Here is a 20,616-nt window from a genome sequence, read left to right as displayed (position 1 = left end):
CGGAATTCGGCAGAAAATCACCAACCAACGAGGAAAAACAGCCTATGGCCGGAAAAATCACCGCACTCGATCTCGCACCCGCGGAGCTGCGCGAAGCGACAAAGGCCTATTTCGCCAAATGTGAGGAGAAGCTCGGCCTCGTTCCCAATGTGCTCTTGGCCTACGCCTTCGACGAGAACAAGCTGCGCGCCTTCACCGACATGTACAACGATCTGATGCTGGGCCAATCCGGTCTGTCGAAGCTGGAGCGCGAGATGATCGCGGTGGCCGTCTCCTCCGTCAACCATTGCTATTATTGCCTGACCGCGCATGGCGCGGCGGTGCGCCAGCTTTCCGGCGATTCGGCCTTCGGCGAGATGATGGTGATGAATTTCCGCGCCGCCGACCTTTCCCCCAGGCAGACGGCGATGCTCGAATTCGCGGTGAAGCTGACCGAAGAGCCGGCAAAGATCGTCGAGGCCGACCGGGCAGCGTTGCGTGAGGCCGGCTTTTCCGACCGCGACATCTGGGACATCGCCTCGACTGCCGCCTTCTTCAACATGTCGAACCGGGTGGCGGCGGCGGTCGACATGCGGCCGAACGATGAATATCACGCCATGGCAAGGTGAGGTGCGAGCCAACCGAACGATATATTAGAAATTACGAATTCTCGTTGCGCGTTTGCCGGTTTGGTCCGATGATCGCCCTGCGGCGTAACCCGCATGCCGGTTCGACGCCGCTGATCAGGGAGGAGAACATGGCGAAGTTTCTCTACGTCTATCACGGCTCGGGCAAGATGCCGACCGATGAGGCCGAACGGAAAGCAGCGATGGATGCCTGGAACGGCTGGTACGGCAAGCTCGGCTCGGCCGTGGTCGACGGTGGCAATCCGGTCGGCATGTCGAAGACCGTGCTGCCCGGCGGCAAAGTCGAGAACAATGGCGGCAGCAATCCGACTGCCGGTTACACAATCATCGAAGCGAAAGACATCGACGATGCCGTCGGCAAGGCCAAGGATTGTCCTATCCTGACGGACCCGGGTTTCAGCGTCGAGATCGCGCCGATCATCGAGATGATGTGATTGCTCAGGACCTCGCTGCGATCGCCGCCGCGGCACCGGCCATGGTGGTGGCGCTGACGCGGTTGGCGATCTTCATCGCCCGCTTGCTCCTGAGCAGTTTTCGCGCCTGCGCTGCCGCGAGCACCCAGGCCAGATCGATGGCGACCAGAACCACCGCCATGGTCAGCGTCAGTTCGACCCAGCCGATGACCGTCACCGAAGCGAGGTCGATGATGGTCGGCAGCAGCGCCAGGTAGAACATCATGATCTTGGGATTGCCGAGCGTCACAGCCATGCCGGCAAAGAACAGTTTGACGGCCGATTCTTCGCGCGGCATTTCGCCCTCGCGCGCTTCGACCGGCGCCGTCCACATCTTCCAGGCGAGATAGGCGAGATAGGCGACGCCAACCCATTTCAGCACGACGAAGGCAAGATGAAAGGTCTGCGCCACCATCGCCAGCCCGAACACCGCCAGTGACAGCCAGATGCCTTCGCCGATCCACATGGCGAGCAGGAACGGGAACACGTCGCGAAAGCCCTTTGCGATGACCCGCGCCACCAGAGCGGCAATCGAGGGGCCGGGCGAGCCGGCGGCGACAAAAAGCGCGGCGGCGAAGATCAGAAGCGACGTGAAATGCATGACCGGGATCTTTGCTTGGGACGTTGATCGCTGATACTAGCCCAGCTGTCCCCGCAGCGATAGCGTCGACAATAGAAGGGCTTGCCGGCCCGGCACCTCGCGGCTAGTAATTTCGCTCCCGACACAATTTCGAGCTTCACTTTGCCTACGTAACCGCCGGTCTCGTCAACTCCCCCGACACAATGCATGGCGCCGCATTCGCGACGTCTGTTTCATTTCACGTGTTCCTCAGGGTGGCGGTTCGAGACCGGTTTGGCATTGCTGAACCGCTGTCGCGCGCACTCACCCGCGACACCTGATTTCCGACTGCCGCAGCCTCTCGCCACGCCGTGCCCGCATGGGCATCTCGACATCGCCGATCTGACGAACTTCCCGACGGGAAGGGCTTTTCGGCATGTCTTCGATACTGCGTATCCGCTGGACGATTGCGCCCAGAATCGCGCCTCGACCTCTGATCAACTGCAATCGCTGCGGCAGCCTGAGAGCTTACCACAGCAGCGGAAAATTCCGCGTCAACGCCAACGGCAAACGCATCGATGCGTGGCTGATCTACCGCTGCATCGATTGCGACAATTCCTGGAATTTCGGCATTCTGGAGCGGTGCAACCGCCGCGACATCGAGCCTGTGCTGCTGCGGGCGCTCGAACGCAACGATCCTGTCCTGGCGCGTCGCCATGCCTTCGATGTTGTCGCACTGCGAAGCAGGATCAGGCGCGTCGAGGAGTTTCCTGAAGCCGCCGTCCATAAGGAGGTGCTAGGCGACATGCCGGAAAACACCACCGCTCTCGAACTCCAGCTCGGGCTCGAATTGCCGACAGCGCTGCGGCTCGACCGGCTGCTCGCCAACGAACTCGGCATCTCGCGATCGCGGCTTCAGGCTTGGGAAGAGAAACGATTGCTGGTCGTCGGTCCGTATGGGGCCAAAGCCTTGCGCAAGCCGGCCCGAACGGGAACGGTGATCCGCATCGATCTGGCCGGCGAATCCGATCGGGAAGCCATTATCTCGGCTGCCGGCGGATAAAACAAAAAAGGAGGGAGCACGCGCGTGCTCCCCCTCATGATCGCTAGGAAAAAGTGGCTTACGCCGCGCCGACCACTTTCGCCGACTTCTCGAAACGCTTGCGCTCGTTCGGGTCGAGATAGAGCTTGCGCAGCCGGATGGTCTTCGGCGTCACCTCGACCAGCTCGTCATCCTGGATCCAGGCCAGCGCGCGTTCCAGCGTCATGCGGATCGGCGGCGTCAGCTTCACCGCCTCGTCCTTGCCGGCGGCGCGGATGTTGGTCAGCTTCTTGCCCTTCAGCACGTTCACTTCGAGGTCGTTGTCGCGTGAATGGATGCCGATGATCATGCCCTGATAGACCTTGACGCCCGGGTCGATGACCATCGGGCCGCGGTCTTCCAGGTTCCACATGGCGTAGGCCACCGATTCACCCTGTTCGTTGGAGATCAGCACGCCGTTGGTGCGGCCCGGCAGCTCGCCCTTGTAGGGCTGATAGGCATGGAACAGCCGGTTCATGACAGCGGTGCCGCGCGTGTCGGTCAACAGTTCCGACTGGTAGCCAATCAGGCCGCGCGTCGGCGCATGGAAGACGATGCGCTGGCGGTTGCCGCCTGACGGGCGCAGTTCGACCATCTCGGCCTTGCGCTCCGACATCTTCTGCACGACGACGCCGGCATGCTCCTCGTCGACGTCGATAACGACTTCCTCGACCGGCTCCAGCAATTCGCCATTGTCGCCCTGCTGCATGACGACGCGCGGTCGCGACACGGCGATCTCGAAGCCTTCGCGGCGCATCGTCTCGATCAGCACCGCAAGCTGCAACTCGCCGCGCCCGGAGACGAAGAACGAATCCTTGTCCGGTGATTCCTCGATCTTCAGTGCGACATTGCCTTCGGCCTCGCGCAGCAGGCGGTCGCGGATAACGCGGCTGGTCACCTTGTCGCCCTCGGTGCCGGCCAGCGGTGAATCGTTGACAAGGAACGACATCGTCACGGTCGGCGGATCGATCGGCTGCGCATGCAGCGGTTCGGTCACCGACAGGTCGCAGAACGTGTCGGCGACGGTGCCTTTCGACAGGCCGGCAATAGCGACGATGTCGCCTGCCTGCGCCTCGTCGATCGGCTGGCGCTCGAGCCCGCGGAAAGCGAGGATCTTCGAGATGCGGCCGGTTTCGACCTGGGTGCCGTCATGGTGCAGCACCTTGACCGCCTGGTTGGATTTCAGCGTGCCGGATTCGATGCGGCCGGTGATGATGCGGCCGAGGAATGGATTGGCCTCCAGGATGGTGCCGATCATCCGGAACGGGCCGGGATGAACCGTCGGCGCCGGCACATGCTTGATGACCAGATCAAACAGCGGCGCCAGGCCCTGGTCCTTCGGACCTTCGGGGTTCTCCGAGACCCAGCCGTCGCGGCCCGAACCGTAAAGGATCGGGAAGTCGAGCTGCTCGTCGGTCGCGTCGAGTGCTGCAAACAGGTCGAACACCTCGTTGACCACCTCGACATGGCGGGCGTCCGGCCGGTCGATCTTGTTGATGACGACGATCGGCTTCAGGCCGACCTTGAGCGCCTTGCCGACGACGAACTTGGTCTGCGGCATCGGCCCTTCGGCGGCGTCGACAAGCACGATGGCCGAATCCACCATCGACAGGATGCGCTCAACTTCACCGCCGAAATCGGCGTGGCCGGGGGTGTCGACGATATTGATGCGGGTATCCTTCCAGTCGACCGAGGTCGCCTTGGCCAGGATGGTGATGCCGCGTTCCTTTTCCAGGTCGTTCGAATCCATGGCGCGTTCGGCGACGCGCTGGTTGTCGCGGAACGAGCCGGACTGCTTCAGCAGCTGGTCGACGAGGGTGGTTTTTCCATGGTCGACGTGCGCGATGATCGCGATATTGCGGAGTTTCATGTTGTGGTCTCGGGAGCGTTGCAGGCAGCAGGCCAAAAGGCGCTGCCTCTTTCGGTTGCGCGGCTCATACAGGGTTTTTCGCAATTGCGAAAGAGGAGGCGTGTCACCAAATACATGGTCACCAAATCTTAAGCGTCTTGGTATGAAATGAAATTATTAACCAATGCGGAACCTTTCAGGGTCGGGGCAGTTCAAATTTCATGACCAACACGGGCATCAGATACCGGCCAATCCTCGCATGGGCCGCCCTTGCGGTTCTCCTTGCGGCAGGCGCCGCGCAATCGGCTGCGACCCTCAACGAGGCACGCCCTGCCCTGCCGTCCGATACGCGTTCGGCGGAGCAGCTTTTTGCCGATGCTCCCGATGGCGTCGACCCGGTGGTGACCGGGCCGGTCAGCGCCGCCTTCAAACGGAGGCAGGAAAACGCCGGCTGCGACAGCGCGGTCTGGCCCAACATTCCAACCGTCTGCTATCCAGATTGACGATACTGACGATCGCCGACGGCGATCGTCATCCCAGCGTCTTCGCGACGTCGCTTCGCTCCGCCCAGGGATGACGAAACGAGGCCTTTTACGCCGACTGCACCGGATCGAGCGTGACCTTGTAGAGTTCGTTGTCGTCGCGATCCATCAGCCGCACCGTCATCTGTTCGGTGGCGCCGTCGATATCGACGAGGCCAAAGAACTGCAGGCCGGCCGAGGGCGGTACGTTTTGTCCTTGCTCGGCGGTCGGCGCCTTGATGAATTTCAGCTCCGGGCCGAAGGTCATATCGAAATCGTTGGGACCGAATGTCCCCGCGTGGAGCGGACCTGAGACGAATTCCCAGAACGGATTGAAATCCTGGAACTGCGCCTTGTCCGGATTGTAGTAGTGCGCCGCCGTGTAGTGCACGTCGGCGGTCAGCCATACGGTGTTGCTGATGCCAGCATTCTTTATATAGCGAAGGAGGTCGGCAATTTCCAGTTCGCGGCCCTTGGCCGGGCCATTATCGCCATTGCTGACGGCCTCGGCCCCGGACTTCCCGGTGGCGTCGTTCCAGACGATGAGACCCAGCGGCATGTCGGCTGCAATGATTTTCCAGGTCGCGTTGGAGTTTGCCAGTTCACGCTTCAGCCACCTCGTCTGCTGTTCGCCGAGAATGCGCGATTGCGGCGTCACCGTATCCTGCATACCCGGACCATTGGGGCCGCGATAGGAACGCATGTCGAGGAAGAACACGTCGAGCAGCGGCCCGTAGGCGATCTTGCGATAGACACGGCCGGGTTGCGATGGCTCGTAGCGGATCGTCGTCATTTCGTGGAAGGCGCGCGCCGCGCGTGCCGCCAGCATATGGATGGACTTTTCCGAATAGCGGTCGTCGGCGCTCAGGTCCTTCGAATCCGACCAGTTGTTCACCACCTCGTGGTCGTCCCACTGGTAGAAGGTCGGGCAGATGGCGTTGAGCCCCAGCACGTTCCTGTCCATCATGTTGTATTTCCACTGACCCCGGTACTCGTCCAGCGTCTCGGCAACCTTGCGCTTTTCATCGATGAGGACGGCGTTCTTCCACTTGCCGCCGCCGGGAAGATCGACCTCGTCCTTCATCGCGCCGTCGGCATAGATGGTGTCGCCGGAATGCAGGAAGAAGTCGGGCGTATGCTTGCCGATCGTGGCGTAGGTCTTCATGCCGGTCTCGTCGATGCCCCAGCCCTGGCCGGCGGTGTCGCCCGACCAGGCGAACCGGATGTCGCGCTTCGAGGCTGGCGCCGTGCGGAAGCGGCCGATGATCGGCTCGGAGACAGCGTTGATGTCGGCGAGATCGGCCGCGATCATGCGGTAGAAGATGTCCTGATCGGAGGCGAGGTCGGTGAGCAGCCGCTTCACCGTGTAATCGCTGGCCGGCGACGTATCGAGCGGCGCAAGACGAACGGCGTTGGCGAAATTCTCCGTCGATGACACTTCGAACATGACGCGCGACGGACGATCGGTGCGCGTCCAGACCATGCCGCTGGTGGCGTCGACGTCGCCGGACTGGACGCCATGGGTGAAAGCCGGCCGCTGATTGGCGCGGGAATAATAGGGAAGCGCGAGGCCCGAGGCGCCGACGAGGCCAACGGCGCTCGCCGACATGACGAAAGCGCGCCGCGTCATCGAGATTGTGTTCATGGCTGTCTCCTGGATGGCATTGAACGTCGCCACCAAGGTCCAGCCTCAATGTTTCAGGCACATCTCGAAACGATGAAGGTTTTCTGACGATCAACAGGCTGACGAATCTCCCCCTTGAGGGCCCTTGAGGGGGGAGATTAGCGCTCAACCGTAGCAGCTTAAGCCGCCTGCGGTTCCGGCTCGAAGGCCGGCTGGCTGGTGTTGATCAACAGCGAGATGCAGGCTGCGGCTATTGCCGTCATGCCGGCGATGAGGAAGGCAAGTTCATAATTGCCCTGCAATTCGCGCATGGTGCCGCCGAACAGGGCGGCGGTCGCAGCGCCCACCTGATGACCGGCGACGATCCAGCCGAAGACGATCGGCCCGCTGCGGTCGCCGAACGCCTCGTTCGACAGCCTGAGCGTCGGCGGCACGGTGGCGATCCAGTCCAATCCGTAGAGCACGGCGAAGATAATCAGGCTGGTCGACGAGAAGCCGGAGTAAGGCAGATAGATCAGCGACAGGCCGCGGATCGCATAATAGACGCCGAGCAGCTTGCGCGGGTCGAAGCGGTCGGTGAGCCAGCCCGACAGCGTCGTGCCGATCAGGTCGAAGATACCCATCAGCGACAACAGGCCGGCGGCTTGCACCTCGCCGATGCCCATATCGCCGCAAAACGCGATCAGGTGCGTGCCGACCAGTCCATTGGTGGTGAAGCCGCAGATGAAGAAGGTGGCGAACAGATACCAGAACACGCGTGTGCCGGCGGCACGGCGCAGCGTGTTGAGCGTGTGCATCAGGAAATTGCCCTGCGAGGCCGGCGGAACCGGCGGCACGTCGTCGGCTTCGGCGCCGTAGCGCACCATGCCGATCGAGGCAGGACGCTCCGGCACCAGCAGATAGACCAGTGGCACCAGGCAGGCGGTGGCGACCGCAATAGTGATGGCCACCGGCTTCCAGCCGCCCGACTGGGCGAGCGCGGCGAGCAGCGGCAGGAACACCAGCAGGCCGGTAGCTGCGGAGGCCGACATCAGCCCCATCACCAGGCCGCGATTGGTCTTGAACCAGCGGTTGACGATGGTGGCGCCAAGCACCGTGGCGACCGCGCCGGAACCGACGCCGGAAAATACGCCCCAGGTGAGAAGCAGGTGCCATGGCTGGGTCATCAACAGGCTGAGCGCCGTCGAACCCGACATCAGCACCAGCGCCGCCAGCAGCGTGCGGCGCAGCCCGACCCGTTCCATCAAGGCCGCGGCAAACGGTCCGGTCAGACCGTAGAGGAAGATGCCTATGGCAGCGGCGAGCGAGACGACGTCGCGCCGCCAGCCGAAGCTCTCCTCCAGCGGCAGCATCATGACCGCCGGCGCCGACCGGAGGCCCGCCGCGATCAGCAGACAGAGGAAAATGACGGCGACCACGACGAAAGCGTAGCGCTGGCCAAACGGACGGGAGTGGACTATCATGTTACTGACCGGTACGTTGCTGATGGGTCAAATGTATACGTACCGATCGGTAACATTGTCAACCGGACAACGCCATGTCGAGAATGAAAAGCATTGAACCGACGATCAACGCGGATGATGTGGCGCCACCACCCCGGGCCGCTCAGAAGATTCTGAGCGTGGCGCGTGACCTGTTCTACCGGCAAGGCATCAGGGCTATCGGCGTCGACGAAATCGTCAAGCGTGCCGGCGTCACCAAGCCCAGCCTCTACCGCAGCTTTCCGTCCAAGGACGAGCTGGCCGCCTCCTATCTCCGGCAATACGACCTCGAGTTCTGGGACCGCTTCGATGAGGCGGTGGCTGCCCATCCCGGCGATCCGCGCGCGCAGATCGCCGCTTTCCTGACCCGCGTCGGCAAGCGCACGCAAAAAGCCGATTATCGTGGCTGCGGCATGACCAATGCGGCCGTCGAATATCCCGAGCGGAGCCACCCGGCACGCATCGTGAGCGAGGCCAACAAACAGGAATTGCGCCGCCGCCTGCGCGCCATGGCGGCCGCGATGGGCGCCGCCGACGCCGACACGCTGGGCGACGGGCTGCTGCTCCTGATCGAGGGCGCCTATATCAGCGGCCAGTTGTTCGGGCTCGGCGGGCCCGCGCAATCGGTGGCCAGGAATGCCGATCTGCTGATCGGGGCGAGCTTGAAGAAATAGCGTTAGACGATACGCTGGGCAGCCCGAAAACGGAGATGCCCGCATGCGTACCCTTTTGATCCCGCTAGCCCTCGCCGGCCTCAGCCAGGCTGCCCAGGCCGGCGACGTTTCCAGCGCCTACACCGATCTCGACTGGAAGAAGGACTGCGTGACCTACGCGCAGGCAGAGGAAGGCGACGGCGACTGGGCCAGTCTCGCCTGCTCGGGCTACCGCGGCTACCCGGTGCTGATCGCTTACGACGATGCCCGGGAATCGCTGTTCTACGGATTTCCGTCCAGCGACATGACCGCAGTCTGGGAAAGCTTTATCGGCTTCAATTCGGCCGGCCCCAGGATCGAGTGGCGCATCGAGACGAACGGTGATCGCGCCGTTCCTTTCGCGGTCATCCACCGTCGCTCGATTAGCAATCCCGAAGACGAGAATAAACCGACCGAAGTGCTGATCGTCGCCAAGGTCGCCCAGCCGGAAACCCATGAGGGCTGCACCGTCGGCCTGGTGCTGGCCACAGGCGACCCCAGTGCCAACGACCGGGCACGCAAGCTCGCCGACGAGAAGGCGCGGACCTTTGCCTGCGGCAAGGACATGCGCGTCGTCATCGGCAAGGCGCCGGACTTCGGCCGCGTCGACAATTAGCGGCAACGGTCTCCCCCGCGGGTGCTGTCCCGCCGACGTCTGGCGCTTTGGCAGTTGGGCTACTTGCTCGCCTTGGCCCGCTCGATCGCCTCGACGATCATCTTCTTGGCGTAGGCGGCATCGTGCCAGCCCTCGATCTTGACCCATTTTCCGGGTTCGAGATCCTTGTAGTGCTGGAAGAAATGCTGCACCTGGTCGCGTGTGATATCCGGCAGGTGCGTGTATTCGGTGACGTTCTCGTAGCGTAGCGTCAGCTTGGGCGAAGGCACCGCGATGATCTTCTCATCCAGGCCGGCATTGTCTTCCATGATCAGCACACCAATCGGCCGTACATTGATCACGCAGCCCGGCACCAGCGCGCGCGTGTTGCAGACCAGAACGTCGATCGGGTCGCCGTCACCTGACAGCGTGTGCGGCACGAAACCGTAATTGCCGGGATAGCGCATCGAGGTGTGCAGAAAGCGGTCGACGAACAGCGTGCCGGCCTCCTTGTCCATCTCGTACTTGATCGGCTCGCCGCCGATCGGCACCTCGATGATGACGTTGACGTCCTCCGGCGGGTTCTTTCCGGTGGCTATGGCTTGGATACGCATGGCTTTATCCCTCTTTCGATTGGAGACCGATAGCGGGCGGCGGCGCATGGTGCAATGCGGCGAATGGTGCTGAGGCAGACTGAGAGCCTATGGAGAGGAATGCCGGGCCATTATTCCCAGACGAAGGCGACCTTCTTCAGCGCCTTCTGCTCGAAGATCTCGACGCCCTCGGCGACGTCGCGGCCGCCGGCGCCGGCATAGAAGGCGAGCGCGTTCTGGTTGTCCTCCAGCGCCCACACCACCATGCCTTTCAGGCCGTGGTCGGCCAGCCTCGCCCGTGCGGCCGAGAATAGCCGGCTGCCGAGGCCGATGCCCTGATATTCCGGGCGCAGGTAAAGTTCGTAGATCTCGCCCTGCTGCCTGAGTTCACGGGCACGGTTCTTGCCGATCGTGGCGTAACCGGCGATCTTGCCGCCGATCTCGACGACCAGCACGGTGGCGGCGCGACGGATGGCGTTCGCCCACCAGGCGGCGCCGCGGCGATTGATCATCGACGTCAGCGTGCGATGCGGAATGATGCCGGCATAGGCGCCGCGCCAGGCCTGCTGATGCACGTCGGCGATGGCATCCGCGTCGCGCGGCTCGGCCTTCCTGATATCGATGCTCAGCGTGTTCATAATTGGCTAACCATAAACCGGCATCGCCCGAATGCAAGAGTCCGGTCAGCCGGTGCGATGCTTTCGCACAGGCGATCGACTGGTCCGCAGAGATGCTGTCAGGACACGTTTGGAATCGACTCAAATCTCGACCAGATGATCGTCGAGTTCGTTGCTGTCGCCGGACGAGACCGGGAAATGTTCGGCCAGCACCGCGCCCGTCGCTTCGATCGCCTTGACGAAGCCGTCGGCGAGACGATCGTCACCGGCATGGGCGGTCAGGTCGCTGACGACGCCGTCCCAGACATCCTGGCCGACTTGGGCATCGATGCCGCTGTCGGCGACCACCTCGGCGTAGCGCTCGGCAATCGAGACGAAGACCAGCACGCCGGTGCGTGCCGTGGTGCGATGGACGTTGCGGGCGAGGAACTGCTTTCTCGCATTGGCGTGCGCGGCCTGGTAGCGCAGCCGCCTCGGCACGAGGTGGATGCGCAAGCCGGGCATTGTCCACAACAGGACAAGCATGCTGACCAGCGCCAAAAGCTGGGCAATGACGAAATGCGGCACGCGGATCGACAGCCACCAGGCTTCCAGCCCATAGGCGACTGCAAGGCTGACGAAGAGCATGGCCAGCGTCGCCATGAAGGCGGCCGGGAAGAAATAGCCGGCGCTGGCAAGCGCCACCACGCAGTAGATTTCGCCATCGGTCTTTGATTCGGCGGCGCGGATCGCTTCGGCGATGCGGTGATGATCCTCGGGGCTGATCGGTCGTGTTGCCATGTCGTGCCTCACCAGCTTCCTGAAGAACCGCCGCCACCGGACGAGCCGCCGCCGCCCGAAAACCCGCCGCCACCACCGCCTGACGACCAGCCGCCGGAACGGCCCGATGACCAGCCGCTGCCAGTACCGGTCGTCCAGGCGCCGCCCGAGGACGAGGAACGCCTTTGGCCATAACGGAATGTCATGCCCAGCCATTTATACACGCCCGGCGACAGCTTTGTGCCGAAGATCGGCGGCAGGAACGCCATCGCCAGGCCGCCCAAAAACAGCGTCGCCCACACGATGATGAACAGCACGACGATGGGATCAACGGAAAAGCTGTCGGCCGGATTGCGTTCGCCGCGCGCTTCCAGTTCCTCCGGATTGCCTTCCAGCACCATGACCATGTCGTCGACGGCCTTGGCTATGCCGCCGGAGAAATCGCCGGCGCGGAAGGCCGGCACCATGTCGTTTTCGATGATCAGCTTGGTGTGCAGGTCGGTCAGCGTGCCTTCCAGCCCGTAACCGACCTCGATCCGCATCTTGCGGTCGTTCTTGGCGACCAGCAAAAGCACGCCATTGTCCTCGCCGGCCTGGCCGAGCTTCCAGGCGCGGAACAGCCGGTTTGCAAAGGGTTCGATCTCCTCGCCGTCGAGGCTGGGAATCGTTGCGACGACGATCTGGTCAGAGCTCTTGGCCTCGAAGTCGGCGAGCTTCTGGGTCAGCGCCGCCTTGGTCGCGGCATCGATGATGCCGGCATTGTCGACGAGCCGCCCGGTTAGCGCAGGCAGTTCGGCGGCGAGAGCGGTGAAGCCGACCAGCAACAGCACCGCCATGGCCACCAAGGCAGCACCGACGGTGGTGAAGCGGTCGGACATCGGTGGGCGGATGGCGTATCTTGTCATCTCGTCACCAGCTTCCTGATGAGCCGCCGCCGCCGGACGAGCCACCGCCGCCGGAAAAGCCGCCACCGCCTGAGGACCAGCCTCCCCCGCCCGAAGACCAGCCTCCGCCACCGGACGAGCGCCGGCTCGGCTCGAAGGTCATGCCCAGCCAGCGATAGCGGCCAGGACCGATCCTCTTGCCGAAGATCGGCGGCAGGATAGAGACGGCGATGCTGCCGAAGAAGATGATGGCCCAGATGCTTATGAAGATCGCAAAGAACAGGTCGTCGGCGTTGAATGGCGGCTGCTGGTTGCGTTCGCCGCGCGCTTCCAGCTCCTCCGGATTGCCTTCCAGCACCATGACCATGTCGTCGACGGCCTTGGCTATGCCGCCGGAGAAATCGCCGGCGCGGAAGGCCGGCACCATGTCGTTTTCGATGATCAGCTTGGTGTGCAGGTCGGTCAGAGTGCCTTCCAGCCCATAACCGACCTCGATGCGCATCTTGCGGTCGTTCTTGGCGACCAGCAAAAGCACGCCATTGTCCTCGCCGGCCTGGCCGAGCTTCCAGGCGCGGAACAGCCGGTTTGCAAAGGGTTCGATCTCCTCGCCGTCGAGGCTGGGAATCGTTGCGACGACGATCTGGTCAGAGCTCTTGGCCTCGAAGTCGGCGAGCTTCTGGGTCAGCGCCGTCTTGGTCGCGGCATCGATGATGCCCGCATTGTCGACGACCCGCCCGGTCAGAACAGGCAATTCGGCGGCAAGGGCGGTGAGGGCGGTGAGGGGGAGGAAAAGAAGGCTTAGAACGAAGCCCAAGATTATCAGGCTGGCGTTCCTTCGCACCCCCCTCTGTCCTGCCGGACATCTCCCCCGCAAGGGGGGAGATTGGCAGCTTCCTTGCCGGCTCGCGCCTTCAGACGCGGGAGATTGGCGAAAGCGCAGATGACGGCCGATCTCCCCCCTTGCGGGGGAGATGTCCGGCGGGACAGAGGGGGGTGGGACGGAGTACAAGGTCAAATAGAGACTGCGCTCACTAAGCGCCGGTCACCCGCCCTGCTTGGCGCCGAAATCGACCTTCGGCGTCTGCATCTTGTCTTCCTCGATGGTGAAGTTCGCGAACGGCTGATTGCTGCGGAACCACAAGGTCGCCCAAATCACCGACGGGAAGGTCCTCAGCGTCAAATTGTACTCCCTCACCGCCTCGATGTAGTCGCGGCGGGCGACCGCGATGCGGTTTTCGGTGCCTTCGAGCTGCGCCTGCAGCGCCAGAAAATTCTGGTTGGCCTTGAGGTCGGGGTAATTCTCCACCACGGCCAGCAGCCGCGACAGCGCGCTGGTCAGGCCGGCTTGGCTGTCCTGGAATTTCTTGAAGGCTTCCGGATCGCTCAGCGTTTCCGGCGTCACCGTCACCTGCGTCGCCTTGGCGCGCGCCTCGACCACGGCATCGAGCGTATCCTTCTCGTGCGCGGCATAGCCCTTGACCGTCTCGACCAGATTGGGGATGAGATCGGCCCGGCGCTGGTACTGGTTTAGTACCTGGCTCCATGCGGCCTTGGCGTTTTCTTCCGCCGTCGGGATGGTGTTGTAGCCGCAGCCGGCAAGCAGCGGCAACAGTATGGCCATCATCAGCAGGGCCGGCAGGTTGCGGAAGACGAAAGGAGAGGCAAGGCGCTGGGCAAGCATGGTAAGATCCCTCGGTATGACAGGCAGGCGAAGCATTACCACAATCCGCACGCAAGAACATGACCTCCGGCGGGAGCGTTACTGGTTCTCTATCATTCACTGCCAGGCCCTGTGATTGGCCGGGCGAACGGGTTAACGTCGCCGTGAAAAGGACATCGCCATGGCGGGACGCCAGGACAACGACAGCGAATCGCGCCGCATCATCGAGCGCGTGGCACGTGAGACCGATCCGAGCGGCACGTCGTTCCTTGCGCGGAGCGCGAAGGGCGCGCGCGATCACGTCACTGCGGCGGATGCCGACCAGTCGGACCCGATCGAATATTGGGGCACTCGCATTGGCCGGGCGCTGGGGCTCATTGTCGCCATTGGCCTGCTGATCTGGCTCGTGCTTTTCGTCATCCAAAGTTAGGAATCCCGTGAGCATCGAACAAACCGACGCGCCGCGCGCGGTCATCGTCATTTCCAGCCATGTCGCGCGCGGCTCGGTCGGCAACCGCGCCGCCGTCTTTGCGCTGGAGACGCTGGGCTTTCCGGTATGGGCGGTGCCGACCGTCATCCTGCCCTGGCATCCGGGCCATGGTCGGGCGACGCGCATCGTGCCGCCGCTCGATCAATTCAAGGCGCTGATGGCAGATCTCGAGCGCGCGCCGTGGCTGGGCGAGGTCGGCGCGGTGCTGTCGGGCTATCTCGGCGAGGCCGGCCAGGCGGACGCCGTCGCCTCACTGGTCGGCGCGGTCAAGGCGAGGACGCCGGACGCCGTCTATATCTGCGATCCGGTGATGGGCGATTCGGGTGGGCTCTATGTGCCGGAGGCGACAGCCGTCGCCATGCGTGACCGGCTGATGCCGATCGCCGACATTGCCACGCCCAACCGCTACGAACTGGAATGGATGGCGAGAGCGCCGCTGCCCGACTTGAAAGCGGTGATGTCGGCCGCCATTCAAGCCGGGCCACCGACCATGCTGGTCACCTCGGCGCCGGCGATGATGGCCGGCGGCACCGGCAATCTGCTGCTCAACGGCAACCAGGCGCTGCTGGCCGAACATCGCCTCATCGACAAGCCGCCCAATGGGCTCGGCGATCTGACGGCGGCCGTCTATCTGGCACGCATCCTGTCCGGCCAGCCGGCGATCAAGGCACTGCAGTCGACCACGGCGGCGGTCTACGAGATCCTGGCGCGCACCGCCAAGCGCGGCGGCGACGAATTGCAGCTCGAAACCGATGCACAGAGCCTGTCGCATCCGATGGCGATGGTGCAGCTTCGCCATCTCCTGCATCCGGGGCGGGACAGAAGGGCGTGACGTCCAGGGATGGCGTCACGGTTGTCGGTGTCGACGGCTGCAAGGCCGGCTGGATCGCCGTTTACCGCGATCCGGGCGCCGCACCCTCGGCAGGTGTTTTTCCGAGCTTCGCAGCACTGCTCGATGCATTGCCGATCCATGCCACGGTGGCCGTAGACATGCCGATCGGCCTGCCCGATCTTTCGCAAAAAGGCGGACGCGGGCCGGAGGCACTGGTGCGGCCACTGCTCGGCGCGCGGCAATCCAGCGTCTTCGCCATCCCCTCGCGTGCAGCACTTTATGCGCAAACGGATGACTTCACCACGATCGAGGCCTGGTATGCCGCGCATCGCCGGGCAAGCGAAGTGGCGAAGGCGACCTCCGATCCACCACGCGGCGTCTCGATCCAGGCCTTCGGCATCTTTGCCAAGATCCGCGAGATCGATGCCGTGCTGATCGCCCGGCCCGAGTTGCGCAGCCGCGTGTTCGAATCGCATCCGGAGGTCGCTTTCTGCCGGCTGAACGGCGATCAGGCGATGCGCTTGCCGAAGAAGATCAAGGGCGCCGTCAACCCCGCGGGCATGGTGGAACGCAAGGCGCTGCTTGGCCGGCACGGTTATCTCAGGGGCTTTCTCGACCAGACGCCGCCGCGCGGTGCGGCCGCTGATGACTTCCTCGACGCAGCTGCGATGATGCTGGTCGCCGGCCGCATCGCCAGCGGCGAGGCAAGACCGTTTCCGGATCCCCCGCTCGCCGACCGTTTTGGCATCCCTGTGGCGATCTGGGCGTGAATTTCCTTGCCCCATCCATCGGCGAGGCAATTGCATTGGGCGAAGGCCCTATGAGGAGCCTTCCAGCATAGCAATTGCAGTTCTCTGTGATTTGGCATTGCTCGCGACCGGCTTTTGCCGCTAGAGCCTTCCTGACTTAGAAGAGCTGCCGCCTCTAATCCGGAAAGGCTCCGACGCCGCCTATGTCTCATCTCCCTGACCACCTTCTCGCCGGCTACCAAAATTTCATGAGCGGCCGCTATCTCGCCGAAAGCGGGCGCTACCGCGCGCTTGCCCGGGATGGCCAGGCGCCGGAAACGATGATCGTCGCCTGCTGTGATTCGCGAGCGGCTCCGGAAGCGATCTTCGACGCTGGGCCGGGCGAACTCTTCGTGCTGCGCAATGTCGGCAATCTGGTGCCGCCCTATGCGCCCGACGGTGAATTCCACTCGACCTCGGCGGCGCTCGAATTCGCTGTGCAGAGCCTCAAGGTGAAGAACATCGTGGTGATGGGCCATGGCCGCTGCGGCGGCATCCGCGCGGCGCTCGACACCACGGCCGCGCCCCTCTCGTCCGGCGACTTTATCGGCAAATGGATGAGCCTGATCGCGCCGGCTGCCGAGACCGTGTCCTCCAGCACCTTCATGACAGCGACGGAGCGCCAGACCGCATTGGAACGCATCTCGATCCGCTATTCGATCGCCAATCTGCGGACCTTTCCCTGCGTCTCGATCCTGGAGGGCAAGGGACGTCTGTCGCTGCATGGCGCCTGGTTCGACATCTCGACCGGCGAGCTCTGGGTGATGAACAAGGACACCGGTGACTTCGAGCGGCCGGAAATGGTATAGACCCTGATCTCGAACCCTTTGGTTCGGATGTGATCGCGATCAGACAAGAAGATTGAGCCCATCGAGTCCGTCGCGATGGAACGGAGGCGGCGCATGATGCAGAATTGGCGCTCGATTGCTTTCGCCACGGCAACGCTGCTGCTTTCGATCATCACCGCCCGCGCCGACGACCACGCGCTCATCGGCCGCTGGTATGCTGCGCTGCTGGTCGCCGATCGCACCGAACTGTCGGATTTGCTTGCAGACGACGTCCGCATAAAACTCGACGACCTCGGCGTCGTGCAGACCAAGCAGGAGTTCATCGACTCGATCGACGATTGGCAAGATGCCGTCGCGGGCGCCGCGATCCGGCATCGGATCGAGAAGACCGAGGGCGGCGTCACCACGGTGATCGCCTGCTATGATTTCCCCAACAACGACATGCTGATGCAGGAAACCTTCTCGATCACCGACAACCGCATCACCGCCGGTTCGCAGGCGGCGATCGCGGAAACCTGCGACGCCTACTGAGCGGATACCTGGCCAGCCGCGATATTGCGTACGGGACGCCGGCGCCCTACATCGGCGAAGGTCCCACCTCGCCTCTACAGCCATTCGGCGAAAGCCCCCTCACTCAGCGAAAGATGCCCATGCCGTCCACGAAAGCCGTCGACCTCGCCACCCATCCGCTGACCGTCTGGCAAGTGCCGCTCGGCCTGCCCGATTTCACCCGCATCGGCGATGGCGATTTTTCTCCGGTCTTCGATGCTGCATTGAAGGCGCATGAGGCCGAGATCGAGGCGATATCAGGCAATGCCGAGACGCCGACCATCGAGAATACGCTTGCGGCACTGGAACTCAGCGGCGAGGCGCTCGACCATGTCTCGTCGATCTTCTGGTGCCGGGCCGGCGCCCACACCAACGAGGCGATCCAGGCGCTGGAGCGCGACATCTCGCCAAAGATGTCGCGGCATTCCTCGGCGATCTCGATGAACGAGAGGCTGTTTGCCCGCATCGACGATCTCTATCAGCGCCGGGAAGCCCTGAAGCTCGATGCCGAGACGCTGCGGGTGCTGGAAAAGACCTGGAAGAGCTTTGTCCGCTCCGGCGCCAAGCTCGACGCCGAGGGTAAGAAACGGCTGGCGACGATCAATGAGGAACTGTCGTCGCTCGGCACCACGTTCAGCCAGAACCTGCTTGCCGACGAGCGAGACTGGGCGCTGTTCCTCGATGAAGCCGACCTTGCCGGCCTGCCGGAATTCCTGAAAAGCGCGATGGCGGAGGCCGCCGAGATGCGCGGCCAGAAAGGCCGTTACGCCGTCACGCTGTCGCGTTCGATCTACGAGCCGTTCTCGACTTTCTCCGAACGGCGCGACCTGCGCGAGACCGCCTTCCGCGCTTTCACCATGCGCGGCCAGAATGGCGGCGCCACCGACAACACCGCCGTGGTGCGGGACATGCTGAGGCTGCGCGCCGAAAAAGCGAAACTGCTCGGCTACGCTTCCTTCGCCGCCCTGAAGCTCGATGACACCATGGCGAAGACGCCGAAGGCGGTCCATGCATTGCTCGACCCGGTGTGGGAGAAAGCCTTGGAAAAGGCAGCAAGCGACCAGACCGAGTTGCAGCGGCTGGCGGCCGAGGCTGGCAGCAACGAAAAATTCGCGGCCTGGGACTGGCGCTTCTACCAGGAGAAGCTGCGCGCCGAGAAGTTCGCCTTCGACGAGGCCGAGCTGAAGCCCTATCTGCAGCTCGACCGCATCATCGAAGCCTGCTTCGACGTGGCGACACGATTGTTCGGCATTACCTTCGAGGAAAAGAAAGGCATTGCCACCTGGCATCCGGACGCACGTGTTTTCGTCGTCAGGAATGCCGACGGCAGCGAGCGTGGGCTGTTCCTGGCCGACTATTTCGCGCGACCCTCGAAGCGCTCCGGCGCCTGGATGAGCGCGCTGAAATCCGGCTATCATCTTGGCCATGGCTCCAAGCCGGTCATCTACAACATCATGAACTTCGCCAAGCCGCCGGAAGGCGAGGCAGCACTTTTGTCGGTCGACGAGGCCAAGACCCTGTTTCACGAATTCGGCCATGCCCTGCATGGCATGCTGACCGACGTCACCTGGCCATCGGTCTCGGGCACCTCGGTTAGCCGCGATTTCGTCGAACTGCCTTCGCAACTCTACGAGCATTGGCTGACGGTTCCGGCGGTGCTGGAAAAGCATGCGCTGCATGTGAAGACCGGCAAGCCGATGCCGAAGGCGCTGGTCGACAAGATGCTGGCGGCGCGCACCTTCGGCGCCGGCTTCGCCACGGTCGAGTTCACCGCGTCGGCGTTGGTCGACATGGCTTATCACGCGCGACCGGATGCACCGGATGAGCCGCTTCGTTTCGAAGCCGAAACGCTCGAGAAGCTCAACATGCCCGACACCATCGCCATGCGCCATCGCACCCCGCATTTCGGCCACATATTTTCCGGCGACGGCTATTCGGCCGGCTATTATTCCTACATGTGGTCGGAGGTGCTCGATGCCGACGCATTCGCCGCCTTCGAGGAGACGGGCGATCCGTTCAACCCGGCGCTTGCCGAGCGGCTGCGCAAGAACATCTATGCCGCCGGCGGCTCGAAGGACCCGGAAGAGCTCTACACCGCCTTCCGCGGCAAGATGCCGTCGCCCGAGGCGATGATGGCCAAGCGCGGGCTGGTGTAGAGACCGCGACGCAGTGATTTTGACAGGTCGGGGCCTTTCGGCAGTGAACGCCGATCGTGGCAAATCCCAGTCGCCTGTCGCAAACCTCTAGGATTGGCCGAAGCTTCCTTCCCTTCGTCATCCCAGGGCGGAGCAAGGAGCGAAGCGACGCGGCGCAGACCCTGGGATGACGAAGGGAGGGATGTCTCGGCCAATCTCGAAGGTTTTGCGCTGAAAGGGACTATCGACATTCGCCGCCGATCGGCTCCCAAGAAGTCAAAATTACTGTGTCGCGGAACATCTATCCAGGATTGCCCGGCAGCGTCGTTTTGATGGCTTCAGCATCGTCGAAGACGCCCGCGACTCAAGCATCGCCGAGCAGCTCGACGCTCTTCGCCAGCGCGGCCGGATCGCCGAGCACGCGCAGCGTCTTCAGCCGGGCCGTGCCGCCGGCGACAACCGAGACAGCCGATCGCGGCACTCCCAACGCCTTGGCGACCAGCCGTTCGAGCGCTTGATTGGCGGCGCCGTTTTCCGGCACGGCGCGGACGCGAGCCTTCAGATGGCTTCGCCCGTCTGCCGATATCTCGATGCCTTCCAACCTGTCCATCGCTGCTTTCGGCGTCAGCCGGACGAAGAGATCGACGCCGTCGTCGCGCAAGCGGAGCGGCGCGCTCATCGAATGGCTCAGACGACCAGCGGCGCCACCGTGGTGAGCAGGAACTGCCGGAGGAAGAACAGGATCAGGAGCAGGATGATCGGCGAAATGTCGATGCCGCCGAGGTCAGGCAAGAAGCGACGGATCGGCCGCAGCGCCGGCTCGGTCAGCCGGAAGAGCATGTTGCTGACGCTGTCGACGAACTGGTTGCGCGAGTTGACGACGTTGAAAGCGTAGAGCCAGGAGAAAATCGCCGAAGCGATGATGATCCACCAATAAATGTCAAGCGCCAGGACAATGGTCTGAATGAGGGCTATCATGCCGGTCTCCGATTGTTGCCGACATGTAGCCATTGCGGGCGAAAGCGGCAAGAGCCAGCTGCC

At 63.2% G+C, this 20,616-nt stretch carries 24 protein-coding genes; 12 read left to right on the top strand and 12 right to left on the bottom strand.

Features of this window, described 5'->3' with window-relative positions:
- Positions 1–44 precede the first annotated feature (44 nt).
- Both E5X88_RS14920 and E5X88_RS14915 read left to right on the top strand, forming a co-directional pair.
- Entirely contained in the window at positions 45–608 is a 564-nt protein-coding gene (locus E5X88_RS14920; RefSeq protein ID WP_292162451.1) for a peroxidase-related enzyme, read from the top strand.
- Positions 609–736: 128 nt separating this feature from the next.
- Positions 737–1,060: a hypothetical protein gene (locus E5X88_RS14915; protein ID WP_292162553.1), complete on the top strand. Its 324-nt coding sequence runs from the start codon at positions 737–739 to the stop codon at positions 1,058–1,060.
- Positions 1,061–1,064: 4 nt separating this feature from the next.
- Here E5X88_RS14915 and E5X88_RS14910 read toward each other — a convergent pair whose 3' ends face one another.
- Positions 1,065–1,679: a LysE family translocator gene (locus E5X88_RS14910; RefSeq protein WP_292162449.1), complete on the bottom strand. Its 615-nt coding sequence runs from the start codon at positions 1,677–1,679 to the stop codon at positions 1,065–1,067.
- 394 nt (positions 1,680–2,073) lie between these two features.
- Between E5X88_RS14910 and E5X88_RS14905 the strand changes: the two genes are divergently transcribed.
- Positions 2,074–2,700, top strand: a complete 627-nt coding sequence (locus E5X88_RS14905; RefSeq protein WP_292162448.1) for a DUF1062 domain-containing protein — start codon at positions 2,074–2,076, stop codon at positions 2,698–2,700.
- 58 nt (positions 2,701–2,758) lie between these two features.
- Here E5X88_RS14905 and typA read toward each other — a convergent pair whose 3' ends face one another.
- A complete protein-coding gene (gene typA / locus E5X88_RS14900; protein ID WP_292162446.1) occupies positions 2,759–4,588 on the bottom strand; it encodes a translational GTPase TypA in 1,830 nt (609 codons plus the stop codon).
- A 200-nt stretch (positions 4,589–4,788) separates the two neighbouring features.
- Between typA and E5X88_RS14895 the strand changes: the two genes are divergently transcribed.
- On the top strand, positions 4,789–5,070 hold the full coding sequence (locus E5X88_RS14895) for a hypothetical protein (protein WP_292162445.1): 282 nt from the start codon (positions 4,789–4,791) through the stop codon (positions 5,068–5,070).
- 88 nt (positions 5,071–5,158) lie between these two features.
- Here E5X88_RS14895 and E5X88_RS14890 read toward each other — a convergent pair whose 3' ends face one another.
- Positions 5,159–6,733: an alkaline phosphatase gene (locus E5X88_RS14890; protein WP_292162443.1), complete on the bottom strand. Its 1,575-nt coding sequence runs from the start codon at positions 6,731–6,733 to the stop codon at positions 5,159–5,161.
- 158 nt (positions 6,734–6,891) lie between these two features.
- Positions 6,892–8,175 (bottom strand): MFS transporter, encoded by a 1,284-nt coding sequence (locus tag E5X88_RS14885; protein WP_292162440.1) that lies wholly within the window; start codon positions 8,173–8,175, stop codon positions 6,892–6,894.
- A 74-nt stretch (positions 8,176–8,249) separates the two neighbouring features.
- Here E5X88_RS14885 and E5X88_RS14880 point away from each other — a divergent pair, with 74 nt between their 5' ends.
- Positions 8,250–8,867 carry a TetR/AcrR family transcriptional regulator gene (locus E5X88_RS14880; protein WP_292162439.1) on the top strand — a complete coding sequence of 206 codons (618 nt, stop codon included), beginning with the start codon at positions 8,250–8,252 and terminating at the stop codon, positions 8,865–8,867.
- 43 nt (positions 8,868–8,910) lie between these two features.
- The gene (locus E5X88_RS14875) at positions 8,911–9,501 is read left to right on the top strand and encodes a hypothetical protein (RefSeq protein WP_292162438.1); all 591 of its coding nucleotides are present in this window, start codon (positions 8,911–8,913) and stop codon (positions 9,499–9,501) included.
- A 59-nt stretch (positions 9,502–9,560) separates the two neighbouring features.
- Here E5X88_RS14875 and ppa read toward each other — a convergent pair whose 3' ends face one another.
- From ppa to E5X88_RS14845, 6 genes are all read right to left on the bottom strand, one after another.
- Positions 9,561–10,094 (bottom strand): inorganic diphosphatase, encoded by a 534-nt coding sequence (gene ppa / locus E5X88_RS14870; protein ID WP_292162435.1) that lies wholly within the window; start codon positions 10,092–10,094, stop codon positions 9,561–9,563.
- Positions 10,095–10,204: 110 nt separating this feature from the next.
- A complete protein-coding gene (locus E5X88_RS14865; RefSeq protein WP_292162433.1) occupies positions 10,205–10,711 on the bottom strand; it encodes a GNAT family N-acetyltransferase in 507 nt (168 codons plus the stop codon).
- Positions 10,712–10,831: 120 nt separating this feature from the next.
- Positions 10,832–11,470 (bottom strand): TPM domain-containing protein, encoded by a 639-nt coding sequence (locus E5X88_RS14860; protein ID WP_292162431.1) that lies wholly within the window; start codon positions 11,468–11,470, stop codon positions 10,832–10,834.
- Between the two features lie 8 nt (positions 11,471–11,478).
- The gene (locus E5X88_RS14855) at positions 11,479–12,285 is read right to left on the bottom strand and encodes a YgcG family protein (RefSeq protein ID WP_292162552.1); all 807 of its coding nucleotides are present in this window, start codon (positions 12,283–12,285) and stop codon (positions 11,479–11,481) included.
- Between the two features lie 73 nt (positions 12,286–12,358).
- Positions 12,359–13,174: a YgcG family protein gene (locus E5X88_RS14850; protein ID WP_292162429.1), complete on the bottom strand. Its 816-nt coding sequence runs from the start codon at positions 13,172–13,174 to the stop codon at positions 12,359–12,361.
- 201 nt (positions 13,175–13,375) lie between these two features.
- Positions 13,376–14,014, bottom strand: coding sequence for a LemA family protein (locus E5X88_RS14845; protein ID WP_292162427.1), 639 nt, complete (start codon positions 14,012–14,014; stop codon positions 13,376–13,378).
- A gap of 160 nt (positions 14,015–14,174) precedes the next feature.
- Between E5X88_RS14845 and E5X88_RS14840 the strand changes: the two genes are divergently transcribed.
- The 6 genes from E5X88_RS14840 to E5X88_RS14815 all read left to right on the top strand — a co-directional run bounded on the left by E5X88_RS14840 (position 14,175) and on the right by E5X88_RS14815 (position 19,596).
- The gene (locus E5X88_RS14840) at positions 14,175–14,423 is read left to right on the top strand and encodes a hypothetical protein (RefSeq protein WP_292162425.1); all 249 of its coding nucleotides are present in this window, start codon (positions 14,175–14,177) and stop codon (positions 14,421–14,423) included.
- A gap of 7 nt (positions 14,424–14,430) precedes the next feature.
- Positions 14,431–15,315 (top strand): pyridoxal kinase PdxY, encoded by an 885-nt coding sequence (gene pdxY, locus E5X88_RS14835; RefSeq protein WP_292162424.1) that lies wholly within the window; start codon positions 14,431–14,433, stop codon positions 15,313–15,315.
- Complete coding sequence (locus E5X88_RS14830) at positions 15,312–16,085, top strand: DUF429 domain-containing protein (RefSeq protein ID WP_292162422.1); 774 nt, start codon at positions 15,312–15,314, stop codon at positions 16,083–16,085. The genes pdxY and E5X88_RS14830 overlap by 4 nt, the downstream gene beginning before the upstream one ends.
- 182 nt (positions 16,086–16,267) lie before the next feature.
- The gene (locus tag E5X88_RS14825) at positions 16,268–16,912 is read left to right on the top strand and encodes a carbonic anhydrase (RefSeq protein WP_292162420.1); all 645 of its coding nucleotides are present in this window, start codon (positions 16,268–16,270) and stop codon (positions 16,910–16,912) included.
- A gap of 93 nt (positions 16,913–17,005) precedes the next feature.
- Entirely contained in the window at positions 17,006–17,422 is a 417-nt protein-coding gene (locus tag E5X88_RS14820; protein WP_292162418.1) for a nuclear transport factor 2 family protein, read from the top strand.
- Between the two features lie 119 nt (positions 17,423–17,541).
- A complete protein-coding gene (locus E5X88_RS14815) occupies positions 17,542–19,596 on the top strand; it encodes a M3 family metallopeptidase (RefSeq protein ID WP_292162415.1) in 2,055 nt (684 codons plus the stop codon).
- 343 nt (positions 19,597–19,939) lie between these two features.
- Here E5X88_RS14815 and E5X88_RS14810 read toward each other — a convergent pair whose 3' ends face one another.
- Positions 19,940–20,254: a DUF167 family protein gene (locus E5X88_RS14810; RefSeq protein WP_292162413.1), complete on the bottom strand. Its 315-nt coding sequence runs from the start codon at positions 20,252–20,254 to the stop codon at positions 19,940–19,942.
- An 8-nt stretch (positions 20,255–20,262) separates the two neighbouring features.
- Positions 20,263–20,553 (bottom strand): YggT family protein, encoded by a 291-nt coding sequence (locus E5X88_RS14805; RefSeq protein WP_023800489.1) that lies wholly within the window; start codon positions 20,551–20,553, stop codon positions 20,263–20,265.
- Positions 20,554–20,616: the final 63 nt, after the last annotated feature.

Origin of the sequence: Mesorhizobium sp., from assembly GCF_004962245.1 — a bacterium.
In the GTDB taxonomy this organism is placed as follows: Bacteria; Pseudomonadota; Alphaproteobacteria; order Rhizobiales; family Rhizobiaceae; genus Mesorhizobium.
This window is presented reverse-complemented; position numbering and strand designations above follow the sequence as displayed.

Bases quoted from the DNA above. Each gene is read 5' to 3' on its own strand.
- E5X88_RS14920 (WP_292162451.1), top strand. From the start codon at position 45: ATGGCCGGAAAAATCACCGCACTCGATCTCGCACCCGCGGAGCTGCGC.
- E5X88_RS14915 (WP_292162553.1), top strand. From the start codon at position 737: ATGGCGAAGTTTCTCTACGTCTATCACGGCTCGGGCAAGATGCCGACC.
- E5X88_RS14910 (WP_292162449.1), bottom strand. From the start codon at position 1,679: ATGCATTTCACGTCGCTTCTGATCTTCGCCGCCGCGCTTTTTGTCGCC.
- E5X88_RS14905 (WP_292162448.1), top strand. From the start codon at position 2,074: ATGTCTTCGATACTGCGTATCCGCTGGACGATTGCGCCCAGAATCGCG.
- typA (WP_292162446.1), bottom strand. From the start codon at position 4,588: ATGAAACTCCGCAATATCGCGATCATCGCGCACGTCGACCATGGAAAA.
- E5X88_RS14895 (WP_292162445.1), top strand. From the start codon at position 4,789: ATGACCAACACGGGCATCAGATACCGGCCAATCCTCGCATGGGCCGCC.
- E5X88_RS14890 (WP_292162443.1), bottom strand. From the start codon at position 6,733: ATGAACACAATCTCGATGACGCGGCGCGCTTTCGTCATGTCGGCGAGC.
- E5X88_RS14885 (WP_292162440.1), bottom strand. From the start codon at position 8,175: ATGATAGTCCACTCCCGTCCGTTTGGCCAGCGCTACGCTTTCGTCGTG.
- E5X88_RS14880 (WP_292162439.1), top strand. From the start codon at position 8,250: ATGTCGAGAATGAAAAGCATTGAACCGACGATCAACGCGGATGATGTG.
- E5X88_RS14875 (WP_292162438.1), top strand. From the start codon at position 8,911: ATGCGTACCCTTTTGATCCCGCTAGCCCTCGCCGGCCTCAGCCAGGCT.
- ppa (WP_292162435.1), bottom strand. From the start codon at position 10,094: ATGCGTATCCAAGCCATAGCCACCGGAAAGAACCCGCCGGAGGACGTC.
- E5X88_RS14865 (WP_292162433.1), bottom strand. From the start codon at position 10,711: ATGAACACGCTGAGCATCGATATCAGGAAGGCCGAGCCGCGCGACGCG.
- E5X88_RS14860 (WP_292162431.1), bottom strand. From the start codon at position 11,470: ATGGCAACACGACCGATCAGCCCCGAGGATCATCACCGCATCGCCGAA.
- E5X88_RS14855 (WP_292162552.1), bottom strand. From the start codon at position 12,285: ATGGCGGTGCTGTTGCTGGTCGGCTTCACCGCTCTCGCCGCCGAACTG.
- E5X88_RS14845 (WP_292162427.1), bottom strand. From the start codon at position 14,014: ATGCTTGCCCAGCGCCTTGCCTCTCCTTTCGTCTTCCGCAACCTGCCG.
- E5X88_RS14840 (WP_292162425.1), top strand. From the start codon at position 14,175: ATGGCGGGACGCCAGGACAACGACAGCGAATCGCGCCGCATCATCGAG.
- E5X88_RS14825 (WP_292162420.1), top strand. From the start codon at position 16,268: ATGTCTCATCTCCCTGACCACCTTCTCGCCGGCTACCAAAATTTCATG.
- E5X88_RS14820 (WP_292162418.1), top strand. From the start codon at position 17,006: ATGATGCAGAATTGGCGCTCGATTGCTTTCGCCACGGCAACGCTGCTG.
- E5X88_RS14815 (WP_292162415.1), top strand. From the start codon at position 17,542: ATGCCGTCCACGAAAGCCGTCGACCTCGCCACCCATCCGCTGACCGTC.
- E5X88_RS14810 (WP_292162413.1), bottom strand. From the start codon at position 20,254: ATGAGCGCGCCGCTCCGCTTGCGCGACGACGGCGTCGATCTCTTCGTC.
- E5X88_RS14805 (WP_023800489.1), bottom strand. From the start codon at position 20,553: ATGATAGCCCTCATTCAGACCATTGTCCTGGCGCTTGACATTTATTGG.